The following is a 15,734-nucleotide window of genomic DNA, read 5'->3' on the forward strand; positions in this document are numbered from 1 at the left end:
TCTGAATTATTTATAGACAACGGTTTTTCCGGATTCGGTTTCCAGATAGGCAAGGAGGTGTTTTGTGCCCGCCTTGTCCAGCGGCTGGTTGTTGTTTCCGCATTTTGGCGAGTGGAGACAGGAAGGGCACCCCTCTTTGCAGGGGCAGCCGTCAACCAGTTCACGGGCAAAGGTCAGGATGTCGGGAAACAGCTCCGATGCCTTTTCTGCAAGACCGATGCCGCCGGATACGCCGTCATACAAAAAGATCGTCGGGGCGGCTGTGTCGCTGTGAAACGGTGTGGATACGCCGCCGATGTCAGACCGGTCACACATCACAAAACGCGGCATGGCGGCAATTAGGGCATGTTCGGTCCCGTGCAGTGAACCGGGAAGGGCCTCCGGTCTGATGCCGCAGTCATCGTCGATCGTGATCCAGCAGGCTTTTGTCACGAATCTGCGCGGAGGCAGACTGAGTTCACAGTTCGCAGTGATCTGATCATACTCTAGTACAGAGTAGCCAAGGATCTGTGACGAGACCATCACCTCGCCGAAATGCACAAGGAGGTCGTTGTGTCTTTTGGTCTTTTCTCTGGACGAGATGGTGATCTCCGTAGTTGAGATCGGTCGTGTATGACAGGTGTCGGCTGTTTTCTCGACTCTGATGATCCGGTTGTCCTGGTCAACGGTTTGAACACGATACCGTTGACCCTGATGGAGGATAACGGCGCCGGGGTATGCCTCCCGGTATGCCTGATTTTCATCCATGGTCTCAAGGAGGGTCTTGTCCAGACGCACCGACCAGGCATTTCCGGTCATCCCAAAAAGCGGTGTTGTCTGGGCGGGATTTTCCACACCGCAGTACACATACCCTTTCGGCGTGCTGGAAACGAGCCGGTCGTTTTTGAGACCCGCAAGAATTTCGTTTGCAAGATCGCCGAAATACTTCTGGTCACGCTCCGGTCTGTATGGAAGTTCGGCGGCTGCGCACAACAGATGAGAGGAGAGAAGATACGGATTGTCCGGACCGAGGATCACTTCTTCACAGGGCGCTTTGAAAAACGCTTCCGGGTTTCGCGCATAATACTGATCGAGCGGATTACTGCCGGCGACAAAGGTGATGACCGCGTCCCGCCCGTTCCTTCCGGCACGCCCAGCCTGCTGGAGAACGGAGACCATCGAACCGGGAAATCCGCAGATGACAACAGCGTCAAGACTGCCGATATCAATGCCGACTTCCAAAGCATTGGTGCTGATGACCCCGGAGATGTCTCCTGATTTCAGTGACGACTCGATCTCTTTACGCTCATTTTGGCGGTACCCTCCCCGATATGAGGCGACCTGGCCGGAAGGATGACGCGACCGGCACTCAACGGCGGCGATCTCGGCGGCATTTCTCGAGCGGGTGAAGCACAGGGTCTGCATGCCTGCATTTATTTGGGATGTGATCAGATCCGCCGCGGCGGTGATACTGCTTGTGTTTTCCGGCGCGCAGATCCGGAATGTCCGTCTGGCTCGCGGGGAGCCGTCGTCATCGACCTCGGTAAACGGCAGGCCGGTCAGCGTTTCGGCAAACGCGGCTGCATTGCCCAATGTGGCAGAGGAAAGAATGAACCTGGGATCGGCATCATAAAAATTACAGATCCTGCGAAGTCTTCTCAAGAGAAGCGCGGTGTTCGAGCCAAAGACCCCCCGATATCTGTGCGCCTCATCGATGACAACAAAGGAAAGGTTCGCCCAGAAATCCCCCCATTTTGCCCGCCATCCAAGGATATGATGGAGTTCATACATGTTGGTGAGGATGATCCGCGATCCTGCGCGGATCTTTGGCCGCAGCTCCGCTTTTGTATCTCCGTCATAGATCGCGGGTTTTGTGCGGGCGTGAAGAGCTGCATCGGCATCCTGAATGAAGAGCAGCTGATCACGGGTCAGGGCTTTTGTCGGATAGATGAACAGGGCGGAGGCATCCGGATCGCTGATGAGCCGTTCCAGAACAGGAAGGACATAAGCCAGGGTTTTGCCCGAAGCGGTAGGTGTTGTGAGGATGACATTTTTTCCGGCCGACACCCGGTCAAAGGTTTGCGCCTGATGCGTGTAGAGTCTGATGTTTTTCTCTGCAAGATACCGGGAGAGTTTTTCAGAAACTGGGCAGGCAGGTATCTGATATCTCGGATCCCGTGCCTCCTCACAGGTCACATACATATCCTGGTCATCCATAGACTGCCTCACATTCGGTACAGAGAAGGAGAGCGAGATTTGCCACATCGAGTTCATTATGCTCGATGATCGGCGTGAGGTTTGAGACATCCCGGGTACGAAGATACTGCTGATAATACGCCGGGATCAGATATCCCGGAAGATCATCTGCCCGGGGTTTTTTCAGGATATACGTTTCCACCGTTCCTAAACAGCAGTCCGAAAGGGCACTACGGTATAACCGCCGGGTCGGGTAGAGCAGATCGAAATGAAGGTCAGGGTGCACCGTCCTCTCACCATAATACGAGAGACGATTGTTCAGATAAGGAACATCGAAACCTTTTCCATTATACGTGACAACATGGGAATGCTCTTTAAAAAGCCTGGCCGTCAGACTCAGAGCGGCTGGTTCATCTTCGATATCCCTGAGAAGGTACTGGACAACCGTAAGCTCTGTTCCTTTGCGAAAACCGCAGCCGAACAGAATGATCGGCGACTGAAACATGCCAAGCGTTTCGATATCGAAGTACAGCAGTTCCTCTCCCGGAAGTGCATGGGAAAACCCCAGAAGAAGCGGATCGTTTCCGCGATGAGCATCCTGAAAGATGCCAAAGATCTCAGAGGGCGATCCATTTTGGATCACGTCTGCGATCTCATATGCACTGTCTCTCCAGACGGTATGTCCAAGATCGGTCAGATGCCTGGATCCTTTTTTGCGCAGCACGTCGGCGCGTGCCGGACCGATGCCCGGAATCAGCGTCAGTTCCTGCATGCAGCGATTTCGAATCGTGTCTTCAGAGATCCGGTACTCCGGACACGGCCAGACGGTCTCTTTTGCAAGACATACACCATCCGGTGTATCCATCTCAACTGTTCCGGGCAGACCGCCCGGACATCTTTTGCTGGTCTCGGTCTTCAGAAAAATACCGGGAGTGAACGCCTTGCTGAGTACCTGCATACAAACGTTTCAGCAGATAAGGTAATCCTGATCCTTTTCCATCATTCCTGATTCACACCGGTCTGACGCAAACCAGCAGAGCTTTGAGAGCTGATTTTTTCTCTGGATAACGGTGTATCCTTCTGCACGTTTTGCGATCGAGTTTAATGCAATGCTCGTCATACACAAAAATCGACCCTGAAGTATATATACCCCAAACCGCGCGGTGCGATAATGCCTCGGGACCCGTTTTTACCGAGGTAAAATAACCACAAAATGAGGGTATTTTATGTATCAGGATGCGCATATGGCGCAGATCACCCTGCAAAAAAATGACAGAAACCAAGCATTCCAGGCCAGAAACGCGGGTCTGAATACACATCTTTACAATTACAGACGACAAAACAATTACTTGATTTTTCATGCTTGAGATTGAAAACCTGCATGTGGAAGTTGGCGGACGTGAAGTTCTGCACGGGATATCTTTGATCGTGCCGGATGGACAGACCCATGTCCTCCTTGGTCCAAACGGTTCAGGAAAAACCACTCTTCTACGTACGATAATGGGCTTTGCCTCCTCCAAGGTGACCGCCGGCAAAATACTTTTCAACGGCGTCGACGTTACGCATAAACCTGTCCACGAACGTGCAAAACTCGGAATGGGCATCATGTTTCAGCGGCCTCCGACGATTTCCGGTCTGAAACTTGGAAAGTTCATTGCGGCGACAAATAACATCGATGAGGCCCGCATACCGGTCATCGTGGAAAAACTGCACATGACCAAATTCCTCGACAGGGATGTCAATGCAGGTTTCTCCGGCGGCGAGATCAAACGCAGCGAGATCCTGCAGCTCACCGTTCAGAATCCGTCGTTTGTAATGCTCGACGAGCCGGAAAGCGGTGTGGATGTGGAAAATATGGCACTTCTTGGAAATGCCGCAGCATCCCTTCTGGAAAAGGAGATCCACATGAAAAACCGTACCAAATCAGGACTCATCATTACGCATACAGGATACATCCTTGATTATCTTGAAGCGGATGTCGGGTATGTTCTGATCGACGGATATCTTCAGTGCACCGGAAACCCGCGTGAAATTCTTAAAAGTGTGAAAACATCAGGATATAAGGACTGTATAGCATGCCGGAAATGAATGGATTCTCGGGGATCAGCCCCGAAGATAAAGAACGCCTTGCCCTGACAGGGATCCATACCGATTCCATGGAAGGACGTGCAGGAAGTTTCCTCCTCGTAAATGACCACATCCTTCACGCCGGTTCCCAGACAGAGGGTGTTGAGGTGCTGATGATCGAAAAAGCACTCGAAAAATACGAGTGGCTTAAAGAATACTGCTGGAACCTCGTCCCAAAAGACAAAGATCAGTACACAAAATACGTCGCAGACCACCCGCAGAGAGGGTATGTCATCATCGCCCATAAAGGGGCGAAAACCACCTTCCCGCTTCAGAGCTGTATGTTCCTGCAGGGAGACACGATCCAGACCGTGCACAACATCGTCATTGCCGAGGAAGGGGCAGAAGTTCATCTGATCGCAGGATGCGCAAGCTCTCTGAAAACAAAAGAGGGCGCCCACTACGGGATCAATGAGATATATGTCGGGAAAAACGCCAAAGTGACCTCGACCATGATCCATACCTGGGGCGAAGAGATCGAAGTCTTCCCGCGTACGGCGACCGTCGTCGAAGAGGGAGGAACGTTCCTTTCCAACTACGTCTGTATGCGCCCGACCAAAATGGTCCAGATGTATCCGACCGCTTTTCTCAAAGGTGAAGGCGCGGTCGCCCGCTTTTCGAGCGTCATCGTCGCCGGAACCGGCTCATACATCGATGCAGGATCGAGAGCCGTTCTTCAGGCGCCGAACACCAGCGCCGAACTGATCACCCGCGCCATTACAAACGGCGGAACGATCATCTCCCGCGGCGCCATCATCGCCGAGGTCCCGCAGACGAAAGGGCACATCGAGTGCCGCGGACTGATCCTAAAAGACGGAGTCATGCACGCGATCCCTGAGATCGACGGCCGTGTCGTCGACATCGAACTTTCTCATGAGGCAGCGGTCGGAAAGATCGCGAGAGATGAGATCGAGTATCTCATGGCACGCGGACTTTCGGAGGAAGAAGCTACGGCGACGATCATCCGCGGATTCTTGGATGTCAGGATCGAAGGTCTGCCGGATGCCCTCCAGAAGCAGATCGAAAATGCGATCGATTCGGCTGACAACGGATTTTAGATGAAGATCCATGATGTGAGTGTCGGTCTGCATCCTGAGATGTATGTGTATCCCGGAGACCCGGAATTTTCTTTGACCAGGATGAAAACGGGAGATGCCTTCATCTCCTCCCTCTCTCTTGGCACGCACACCGGCACCCACATCGATGCCCCCGCACATTATTTTGAAAATGGATTTTCCGTTGACGAACTGGATCTGAAAAACCTGATACTTCCTGCAGAGATCGTAACCTCTCCCCTTCAGCCGACACAAAACTGTAAGGCGGTCCTTTTTAAAAATGCCGTCCCCCTATCTCTGGAAACGGCTGAACTCCTCCTGATGAAAGGAGTCAAAACAGTTGGGTGTGATACCCCTTCGATAGGGGATGATGATGTTCACCGGTTTTTACTGAAAAATGCGATCGTCATCATCGAGATGCTCGACCTCACGGAAATTTGCGACGGCGTGTATCAGATGATCGCTCTGCCGCTAAAAATCGAAGGGGCGGACGCTTCGCCCGCACGAGTTGTTTTACTGGATGATATGCTATGATATTACATGATGCTGTTAAAAAACTGCACGAAGTTGCTGCCGGAATGGGTGCCGAAGACGGCGACCTTGTCTATATAAGCCGGCCTGAGAACCACATCTGTCAGTTCTGTTCCGGCCGCTGTCTGCAGGTATGTTTCGGCGGACGCATCGCCGAGATCTCATCAACAGACCCGTTCTGTGCAAAAATGCGGCTCGAAAATCTGTATGATGCTCCGCTGAAAACCGCAAAAACAAAAGCCGCCGCTGCAGGAGCGTTGACGGCGGTCGCAGGTTTTCTCATGCTGATTCGAAAACTCTGCCCCTGCCCGACAGTAAACTTCGAGGACTGCCGTGAGGAGCTCATCATGGAGCTCCAGGGAAAAAATGTGTACATCCTTGGCCGCGACATACCCGGACTCAATCAGGCATTACTTCTGGAAGAGGCGGAGGTTGTTCTTGTGACCGGTGATGCCCTGCTGGATACGGATCTTTTAGAAGAGATCGACCAAGCGGTCATACTGGAAAAAGAACTGCTGTTTCTCGGCCCCTCATGCACGGGTGTCGCCGCTCTTCTTGGAAAAAAATGCTGGTGTCCCTACGGGACCTAATAATTTAATTCTATAAAACACGTAAATACAATCACTATGCTTTTTGGTTCGTCCGGTATCAGACAGATGTTTGATCAGCGCCTTCTTTCCCTTGCTCCAAACGTCGGAGCGGCCGTTGCACAAACTGCAAAACACGTTGTTCTTGGAACCGATTCACGAACCAGCAAGGATATCCTTGCCCATGCCGTGATCTCAGGGCTCATAAGCGGCGGGGCGGACGTTATATACGGAGGGATCTGCCCAACGCCGACCGTTGCTTTCGGCGCCGGATCTGCCGACGCGGGCGTCATGATAACGGCCTCCCATAACCCCGAGCCCTACAACGGAATAAAATTGTTCCGGTCCGACGGATCTTCCTATACTCTCGCCCAGCAAAAAGAGATCGAAGATGCAGTAGATCGGCCTGTGTGGAGCAGGTGGGACGAGCAGGGAGCATTAACGAATGGCGACCTTCTTACTCCGCACAAAGAGGCGATCCTTGCTTCGGTCCGGATCCCGGAAGATCTTCTGGTCGTCGTCGACTGCGGGAACGGAGCCGGCGGACAGATCACGCCGAAGCTTTTTGAAGAGTCAGGCTCACGGGTCATTTCCGTAAACTGTGACCCCTCGGGAAAATTCGCACGCCCGTCCGAGCCGCTGGAGAAAAACCTTCTCCATATCCCCAAACTCATGAAAAGCGTCGGTGCCGACTGTGCGGTCGTGAATGACGGGGATGCCGACAGGATGATGGCATTCGACAACCGCGGACGCTACGTTGACGGCGATCATCTTCTCATGCTCTTTGCAAAGTATCTGGATGCAAAACAGGTCGTGACCACCGTTGACGCTTCTATGGCGATCGAAGAGATCGCCGAGGTTAGAAGGACGCCGGTCGGCGACAGCTTTGTTTCAGAGGAACTCATTTCGTGGGGAACGTTTGGAGGAGAACCGTCAGGGAGCTGGATCTTCCCGAAACACTCGCTTTGTCCCGACGGACCCTATGCAGCGGCACTTTTCGCCGAGATCTCAGGGGAATGGGATGTGGCAGAGGAACTTGATTCGATGCCGAGATATACCATCCTTCGTGATGCTCTGGAGACGCCGCATGCAAAAGAGATCCTGTCGGGACTTGGTGCGGACAAACCCACAGACGGGATCAGGCTCACTGAAGAAAACGGATGGTGCCTGATCCGCGCAAGCGGGACCGAGCCGAAGATCCGCTGTACAGCCGAAGGAAAAACCAATGAAGAGGCAAAACGGATGCTGGATGCAGGAATGAACAGGATCCGCGATGCTGTTCGCCAGATCAAGGAGTAATATATGCAGTGTGTAATTCTCGCCGCAGGTGAAGGGTCCCGTATGCGTCCCCTCACGACATCACGCCCAAAGGTCATGCTGCCTTTGGCCGGAAAACCGATGCTTGAACATCTTATTCAAAATGTGCGTGATGCCGGCATCACAGAGATTTACCTTGTTGTCGGCTATCATGAAGAGGCGATCCGGACCTGGTTTGGGGACGGGGCTGCATTCGATGTCCTGATACAGTATGTGGTTCAGCGAAAACAGCTGGGAACGGCAGACGCTTTACGCTCCGTCGAACCGTTCATTCATGACACGTTTCTGATGCTGAACGGCGATATGATCCTCGAAAGATCCGACCTGGAGAAGATCATCAGTCTTCCATGTCCGGTTATGGCCACCTCGACGACGACACACCCGGAAAGCTTCGGCGTGGTGACGGTAGAAGGCGAAACGATCACCTCTCTGGAAGAGAAATCCCTTCACCCGAAATCAAACATCATCAACGCCGGCGCCTACCTCTTTGATGCCGGGATCTTTTCCATCCTGAAAAAGATCGCGCCTTCTTCCCGCGGGGAGTATGAACTCACCGATGCTTTGACCGATTACATCAGTGAAAGAACGCTGAAAGCGTATCCCTTATCTGTATGGATGGATGTCGGCTACCCCTGGGACATGCTGACGGCAAACGAACATCTCCTTTTGGATCTGACCGGAGAAAAAGCGGGGACGATCGAGGAAAATGTGATCGTCAAAGGTCAGCTGATCCTTGGAAAGGGTTCCGTCATAAAATCCGGAACATACATCGAAGGTCCCTGTATTATCGGCGAAAACACCGTTGTCGGACCCAACGCATATCTGCGGCCCGGAACGACGATCGGAAACAACTGTCATATCGGTCATGCGGTCGAAATAAAAAACTCCATCATCTTTGATGATACAAAGATCCCGCATTACAATTACATCGGCGACAGTGTGATCGGAAGCAGATGTAATTTCGGCGCCGGAACAAAGATCGCCAATCTTCGTCACGATCACGGGCCGGTAAAAGTGGGCGGGATGTCCACCGGACGAAAAAAGTTCGGCGCCGTTATCGGAGATGATGTCCTGTTTGGGATCAACTGTTCCATAAATACCGGATCCTCGATCGGCAGCGGAACAAAAGTCGCTCCCCACACCCTTGTCACAGGAACGATCGCAAACAACACGGTGGTGAGATAAGATGCCGGAGATACAGGCGGTCATCCTTGCTGCCGGAGAAGGAACACGGCTTCGTCCGCTGACAAAAAACCGTCCGAAGGTCATGCTCCCGGTCGCAAACCGGCCCATTCTCGAACATGTTCTCAACTCGGTCGTTGCCGCAGGCATTCGTGATATCACAGTAGTTGTCGGATACAAAAAGGAACAGGTGATGACGTTCCTGAACACCTATCCGATTCCCGTGAACGTGGTCGTCCAGGAAAAACAGCTGGGAACGGCGCATGCCCTTTCACGCGCTAAGGAGTATATCCATACAACGACACTTGTGCTTGCCGGAGACAACTACGTCGATCCGCAATCTCTGCGGGCCATAATGGATAAAGAAAATGCCCTGCTTGTCGCACCCCACTCATCGCCCGGAAACTTCGGCGTGATCTCCAGAGATGACGGAAGACTGACAGGAATCATGGAAAAACCGGCTGGTGTTGAACCGGGTTCGCTGGTCAGCTGCGGGATTTATATCTTCACGCAGGAATTTATTCTGAAGATCCGGGAGAATACGATACCCGAGTCCCTGCAGAACCGGATGAACGAAGGGATGCGGATCTCCGTCGTCACAGCAAATGACTGGCAGGATGCGATCTACCCGAAAGATCTGCTTTCAGTAAACAAACACCTGCTCAAAGATCTGAAGGGATACATTTCCGGCAGTATCGACAAAAGCGTCACGATACAGGGACGTGCAGCCGCCGGCAGGAAAACCAGCATCGGGCCGGGGACCGTACTTCTCGGGCCGGCGATGATCGGAGAGGGAAGCGTGATCGGCCCTCATGTATGCATCGGGCCAAACACGTCCATCGGTTCCCGCGTCACGATCGAACCCTTCACCTACATTGAAAACAGCATCATCATGAACGACTGCAGGATCGGCTCCCACTCCCGGATCGTCGATACGATCCTGGGCGAAGGATGTCTCTGTATGAATCATCTCTCCACCGTCTCGGAGCCCTTCGGCGCAGTCTGCGGCGACCGGACGACGATCGGGCCGTTCACCGTCATCAAAGGCGGAGTGATCGGAAACGATGTCACCATCCAGGGCGGAAAGACGCTGGAAAAAGAGATCCCCGACAACAGCATGGTGATCTGAGATGTGCGGGATCGTCGGCTACATCGGATACCGTCAGGCAGCTCCGGTCTGCACGAGCGGTCTTCTTAGTCTGGAATACCGGGGCTATGACTCATTTGGCATTGCAACGCTTTCTCCCGCGCTGTCACTCTGCAAACATCTCGGCAAGATCTCAGACGCCAAAACATCTGCGAACCATCTGGAAGGCCAGATCGGGATAGGACATACCCGCTGGGCAACCCACGGGGTTCCAAGCGAGATAAACGCCCACCCGCATGTCGATAGGAACAAAAAGATCGCCGTGGTCCATAACGGGATCATTGAAAACTATGCGGAGCTGAAACGCGGACTGGAAGAGCGCGGTGTCGTTTTTGCATCCCAGACCGACACCGAGGTCATTCCTCATCTGATCGCAGAAAAGTATACAGGAGACCTTTTAGCCGCAGTAACGGCTATCCTGCCAATCCTCAAGGGCTCCTATGCTCTTTTGATACTCGCCGAGGACAACGAGACGCTCGTTGCTGCCAGAAAAGGCAGCCCTCTTGTCCTGGGTCTTGGAGATAAGGAGTATATCCTTGGATCAGATGCGCTTCCTCTTCTGGAGTATACCAAAAAAGCAGTGTATTTCGAGGACGGGGATGCGGCAGTAATCAGAAAAGACGGATACGAAATCTATAATGCCGGCGCGCCCGTCTCACGTCCGGTAACGGAGCTTGAATGGAGTGCTGACGTCGCCAGAAAGGGAGGGTTTCAGCATTACATGCTCAAGGAGATCTTTGAACAGCCGGACGCTTTTGCAAACACCCTCTCGGTAGTAAAACGCTGCAATGAATTCATCGATCAGATCAGAAACGCACATTCCGTAACGGTCGTCGCCTGCGGGACGTCGGCAAATGCTTCCATGGTCTTTTCCTATCTGATGGAACGTGTATGTCATATCCCAACACGAGTGGTGCTCGGATCCGAGTTCAAGTACTTTCCAACTCCGGGAACTGATCTGGTGATCGGGGTTTCCCAGTCGGGAGAGACGGCAGATACGATAGCAGCGCTCAAACTTGCCAAAAATCTCGGCGCCCAGACGCTGGCAGTAACAAATGTTCTTGGAAGCTCCATAACACGCGTCGCCTCCTCGGTTCTTTATACCAGGGCCGGTCCTGAGATCAGTGTTGCCGCAACCAAATCCTTCATCTCCCAGGTCGCGGCATTTATGCAGATCACAAATCTCCTCTCCGATCACCAGATCGAATTTGAGCTTGCAGAGATCAGACGGTATCTTCCCGATGTCCTTAGCCTGGATCTCTCAAAAGCGGTCGAACTATGTACGGCGGCGGACACGCTGCTGTATATCGGGAGAGGTATGTTTTATCCGGTTGCAATGGAAGGGGCGCTCAAGATGAAAGAGATCTCCTACATCCATGCGGAAGGATATGCTGCGGGAGAGCTGAAACACGGGCCGTTTGCACTGCTCTCTCCGGAAACACCGGTCATCGGGATGTGTTTTCCGGATGCCGTGTATCCGGTGATGATGTCGAATTTAAAAGAGATCAAGGCACGCAGCGCCCCCCTCATCGCTCTTGGAAGAAAAGATGATAAAGATCTTGACGAGGTGGCCGATGTCTGTATCTCTCTTCCTGCAGTTTCAGAGTACGGGGCAGTCGTTTTATCGTCGGTGATCCTGCAGCAGCTCGCATATCACACGGCAGTAGCTCTTGGAAGAGATGTCGATATGCCGAGGAATCTGGCAAAAAGCGTGACGGTCGAGTGAGTCTACTCGCCCACTTTTTTTGAGGTGCTTTTCCAGAGGACGGCGTCTTTGCGCCGTGAATACAGACCGGCGAGCAGATAGAACTGGTTTGTGATAAAGGAAGTGACCAGATTTCCCGGCCTGACTGCGCTCAGCAGAAGGAAAAAAAGAGCAAGCAGGAGAAAGATGAGCGGCGCGCTGAGGATCAGGCCGAAAGAAAAGATCACGCCGCCGATCAGCAGCATTGTCGGCGTTATCACATACATCCAGAACCGAAGCGGATAAAATATCCTGCAGAAGGGACGGTCGATCTTCATCAGATCGCGGTTGGCAAGCGTCGTCTGGATGAGCCCTTTAGCCCGCCGTACTTTTTGGGTGTACTGTTTTTTGAGATCTTCCGGTAATTCTTCGTAGATGGCAGCCCTTGTTTCATAAAAAGTCCGATATCCTTTTCGTATAGCTTCATAGGCGAGATTCGCATCATCTGCACCGCTCGTTTCATTGACTCCGCCGACGATGCTTTTTCTCAAAATAAGCAGACAGCCGTTGAATGCCGGCGTGGCATCATGCGCAGATTCCCATTCCGCCATCCGGCCGAAGTATGACCGGTAGGTTTTTTCCATAGAGGTGATCCGGTCCGCGCCGGGATTTGGCTGCAGATCACCGGTCCCTGCCGCGCAGTTTTCGTCGGCCAGGATCCTTTGAACGAGATACTCCACACTTCTTTCATCCCATACCAGATCCGCATCCGTTGCGACGACCAGTTCGTTTGAGGTAAGACCGATACCGGTATTGAGAGAGGTATTTTTCCCTGATCTCTGCTTATTCACATGTATCTTCCAGGAAAAGTCAACATTCTCCAGTTCACTTCGTGCGACCTCTTCGGTTTTATCATCCGAACAGTCGATAACTAAAACTGCCTCTGTCAGTTCATCCGGATACGTGCTGGAAGAGATGCTTTGTATCTTGCGTGCGATGGTCAGCTCTTCATTGTAGGCGCAGATCACAATGGAGACAGGAGGTAGCGTATCTGGTGATTTCAGCTCCAGTTCTGCGGGTTTTTTTCCGAATGTCACGCCAAGCAGATATATGATATAGGGGATGACAGCAAGAAGGATGAGCCCTGCGCCGACCGGAAGAGAATACAGATACATTATCCATAATTCATTGCACTGGATTCCTACTTAGAGATATTCCAGATTTTAGTGTTAACTTTCCAATTATTTTATCATACAAAAAACCCAGATAATACATATCTAATATCCAACCCGTGATAGACTATGGATCTGAAGAGTTTTTGGAACGATGCACGATATCGTTATGGAATAATCGGGATATCCGTCCTGCTATGCACACTGATCGCATTCCTGATACGGATGATCCCGATGGCCGGACTTGCCGGTACCGGGGATATGACTGCCGGCCCTGATGCATGGTATAATCTCCGGCTGATCGAAGTGGCTCTTGCCAATACTTTTGGCTACATCTTCTTTGAACCGATGACTCTGTATCCTACTGGACAGGACATCGTCTGGGGGCCGCTCTTTACCTATATTGCCTCGTTCTTTGCAGTTATCGCCGGCGCAGCATCACGAACCGAGGTGATCACGGCTGTTTCCTGGGCGCCTGCGATTCTTGGAACTCTGATGGTTCCGGTGATGTTCTTCCTTGGAAAAAAGCTTGGTGACTGGAAAACAGGGATCATCTCGGCGCTTTTCATTGCAGTGATCGGCGGCCAGTACCTCTCCCGCTCATTATACGGACATCTGGATCACCATATCGCAGAAACCTTCTTCTCCTGTCTGTTCTGTCTCTGCTACGTGCTCGCTCTGTATGCCCTGAGTGATAAAAAAATCGATTTGAACGATCGTTCGACATGGAAACTGCCGCTGATATATGGAGGTGTCTGCGGTATCGCCTACTACCTCGGGCTTCTGACCATGACAACCATGGTCGTTTTCGGACTGTTCGTATCGGTATTTACTCTGATCCAGTTTGTAGTCAATCAGTATTCCGGCAAACCGAGCGAGTATCTTCTCGGCCTGAACGTGATCACGTTCATGATTGCCGCGCTTGGCCTGCTGCTCTACGGAATACGCGATCTCAGTTTCGGGTTTGTCAACTACTCACTGGGTCTGTTCCTTGTCCATCTGTTCATCGTTTTCGGCACGATCATACTATATCTTATCTCGCGCACCATAACAAAACTTGAAAAACCCTGGTATTATTATCTGCTCACGCTCGTTCTTCTTCTGGCTGCAGGTTCCCTGCTTCTGGCAGTTGTGCTGCCGGATCTTTTCGGTTCGCTTATGGGAAATCTTGCAGGTTTCTTTACTAACAATGCCACGGCCGCGACCGTCCAGGAGATGTCATCATGGTCCTTTGCCAGTGCCGTTTCCGCATACAACTGGGGGATTCTTCTTGCCGCGGGAGGATTTGTCTGCCTCCTCTGGAATATCTGGAAACGTCAGACGCCTGCAGCTCTCTTTGTTCTCATCTGGTCACTGTTCATGTTCTTTGCGACCTGCGCTCACGTTCGCTGGGAGTATTACTTTGCCGCAAATGTCGCGTTACTCGCAGCCATATTTGTAGGATGGGCGATCAGTTTTGCAGAAAAGGATCTGGCGCTGCTTCTTGGAAAACGCACCGGGACCAAAAACCCTGCTGAAGTTTCTGACAAAAAGCAGACCGAAAAAACCAAATCCAAAAATAAAACACTGCCCCCGTCGGAAAAACCTGATCCGATCAAACTGGCCGTTTGCATAATCGTCCTGATCATAGCAGGAGTATTTGCAGGTTCGTCGTCGGTCTATGCAGTTGAATTAAGTTCCGCATCTGCCTACGGAGGGACATCAGAGGACTGGATCGGTGCATGCGAATGGCTTGCCGAAAATACGCCGGACACCGGTGTGGATTATCTCACGATCTATGACGGATCATCATTTACCTATCCGTCAGAGTCGTATGGTGTTCTCTCCTGGTGGGACTACGGTCATTATATCACAACGATAGGCAAGCGGATCCCGAACAGTAATCCGTTCCAGGCAGGAGTCGTCGGCGAATACGGCGTTGCCGCTGTCTTGACCAGCACGAATGAATCGGCGATAGCAGAAAAACTGGACTATCTCGGCACGAAATATGTGATGACCGACTACCTGATGGCAAACGGCATCTTCGGCGCAATGGCGATCTGGAATGATACCGTACTGCAAACCGCCCCTTACTACTACACCTTCCTGCAGAAGGGAACAGACGGCACCTACTCCTATGTTTCGGCAGGAACACCAGCGTTCTTCAACACACTGACGGTGCGGCTGCAGAACTTTGACGGTTCGATGACGAACTCTGGAAGTGTTTACGTCGTAATAACCGACTCATCAGCCGGTTACGGTGCGCCGGTAGTCGCCTCCACAAAAGCATACGCCGAGGCGGATGAAGCCTGGGCCGCGGCAGAGAACTACAATGCCAATGCGGCAGGCGGAAAACACGCATACGTTATTTCGGCTCCGACCGATCTTACCAACTATAATCTCCCGAGTGTTGACGTTCCCGCACTTCAGCACTTCCGTTTAGTGTATGAATCCCCGACGTATGTCGTCGGAGGCTACATCACAGGAGCGAACGAAGGAGGAACGGCCTATGTAAAGACATTCGAGTATGTTCCCGGAGCCGTGATCAAAGGAAACGGGATCATCGAAGTCGATGTTGTGACAAACAACGGCCGGACCTTCACCTACCGTCAGGAGAGCGTGAACGGCGAATTCATCGTCCCCTACGCGACATCAGGCAGCTCCTATGACGTTAAGACCACCGGACTGTACACCATAGTCGGAACCGGACAGACCTTCGCCGTCTCAGAAGACGCGGTGCAGAAAGGTCTGATCATCAACTAATTTTTTTCCCACACT

Annotated in this window: 13 protein-coding genes; 9 read left to right on the top strand and 4 right to left on the bottom strand. The window is 52.1% G+C overall.

All coding sequences use genetic code 11. The features are described 5' to 3' along the window. Nucleotides 1-6 precede the first annotated feature (6 nt). The 3 genes from H575_RS07465 to H575_RS09325 are packed head-to-tail and all read right to left on the bottom strand — an operon-like array spanning nucleotide 7 to nucleotide 3,295. Nucleotides 7-2,196 (bottom strand): DEAD/DEAH box helicase, encoded by a 2,190-nt coding sequence (locus tag H575_RS07465; RefSeq protein ID WP_052320019.1) that lies wholly within the window; start codon nucleotides 2,194-2,196, stop codon nucleotides 7-9. Beyond that, nucleotides 2,189-3,133: a ribonuclease H-like domain-containing protein gene (locus tag H575_RS08990; RefSeq protein WP_052320020.1), complete on the bottom strand. Its 945-nt coding sequence runs from the start codon at nucleotides 3,131-3,133 to the stop codon at nucleotides 2,189-2,191. The genes H575_RS07465 and H575_RS08990 overlap by 8 nt, the downstream gene beginning before the upstream one ends. Nucleotides 3,134-3,142: 9 nt before the next feature. Next, nucleotides 3,143-3,295 carry a hypothetical protein gene (locus tag H575_RS09325; protein WP_155897868.1) on the bottom strand — a complete coding sequence of 51 codons (153 nt, stop codon included), beginning with the start codon at nucleotides 3,293-3,295 and terminating at the stop codon, nucleotides 3,143-3,145. A gap of 239 nt (nucleotides 3,296-3,534) precedes the next feature. Between H575_RS09325 and H575_RS07475 the strand changes: the two genes are divergently transcribed. Genes H575_RS07475 through glmS form a run of 8 tightly spaced genes read left to right on the top strand, consistent with a single transcriptional unit; the run spans nucleotide 3,535 to nucleotide 11,847 of the window. Further along, nucleotides 3,535-4,263: an ABC transporter ATP-binding protein gene (locus tag H575_RS07475; RefSeq protein ID WP_042700269.1), complete on the top strand. Its 729-nt coding sequence runs from the start codon at nucleotides 3,535-3,537 to the stop codon at nucleotides 4,261-4,263. After that, a complete protein-coding gene (locus tag H575_RS07480; RefSeq protein ID WP_042700271.1) occupies nucleotides 4,251-5,360 on the top strand; it encodes a SufB/SufD family protein in 1,110 nt (369 codons plus the stop codon). The genes H575_RS07475 and H575_RS07480 overlap by 13 nt, the downstream gene beginning before the upstream one ends. Further along, a complete protein-coding gene (locus H575_RS07485; protein ID WP_042700273.1) occupies nucleotides 5,361-5,891 on the top strand; it encodes a cyclase family protein in 531 nt (176 codons plus the stop codon). It begins immediately after the preceding gene. After that, nucleotides 5,888-6,478, top strand: coding sequence for a hypothetical protein (locus tag H575_RS07490; RefSeq protein ID WP_042700276.1), 591 nt, complete (start codon nucleotides 5,888-5,890; stop codon nucleotides 6,476-6,478). The genes H575_RS07485 and H575_RS07490 overlap by 4 nt, the downstream gene beginning before the upstream one ends. Before the next feature lie 36 nt (nucleotides 6,479-6,514). Next, on the top strand, nucleotides 6,515-7,774 hold the full coding sequence (locus tag H575_RS07495) for a phosphopentomutase/phosphoglucosamine mutase (protein ID WP_042700280.1): 1,260 nt from the start codon (nucleotides 6,515-6,517) through the stop codon (nucleotides 7,772-7,774). 3 nt (nucleotides 7,775-7,777) lie between these two features. Next, nucleotides 7,778-8,977, top strand: a complete 1,200-nt coding sequence (gene glmU / locus H575_RS07500) for a bifunctional sugar-1-phosphate nucleotidylyltransferase/acetyltransferase (protein WP_042700282.1) — start codon at nucleotides 7,778-7,780, stop codon at nucleotides 8,975-8,977. A 1-nt stretch (nucleotide 8,978) separates the two neighbouring features. Then, entirely contained in the window at nucleotides 8,979-10,103 is a 1,125-nt protein-coding gene (locus H575_RS07505; RefSeq protein WP_052320021.1) for a sugar phosphate nucleotidyltransferase, read from the top strand. Between the two features lies 1 nt (nucleotide 10,104). Beyond that, nucleotides 10,105-11,847, top strand: a complete 1,743-nt coding sequence (glmS, locus tag H575_RS07510) for a glutamine--fructose-6-phosphate transaminase (isomerizing) (protein WP_042700285.1) — start codon at nucleotides 10,105-10,107, stop codon at nucleotides 11,845-11,847. A gap of 2 nt (nucleotides 11,848-11,849) precedes the next feature. On the opposite strand, the gene H575_RS07515 is transcribed toward glmS, so the two are convergent. After that, on the bottom strand, nucleotides 11,850-12,980 hold the full coding sequence (locus H575_RS07515; protein WP_042700288.1) for a glycosyltransferase: 1,131 nt from the start codon (nucleotides 12,978-12,980) through the stop codon (nucleotides 11,850-11,852). Between the two features lie 126 nt (nucleotides 12,981-13,106). On the opposite strand from H575_RS07515, the gene H575_RS07520 reads away from it, so the two are divergent. Continuing rightward, a complete protein-coding gene (locus H575_RS07520) occupies nucleotides 13,107-15,719 on the top strand; it encodes an oligosaccharyl transferase, archaeosortase A system-associated (RefSeq protein ID WP_042700290.1) in 2,613 nt (870 codons plus the stop codon). Nucleotides 15,720-15,734: the final 15 nt, after the last annotated feature.

It is taken from the genome of Methanocorpusculum bavaricum DSM 4179 (genome assembly GCF_000430905.1).
GTDB classification, from domain to species: domain Archaea; phylum Halobacteriota; class Methanomicrobia; order Methanomicrobiales; family Methanocorpusculaceae; genus Methanocorpusculum; species Methanocorpusculum parvum.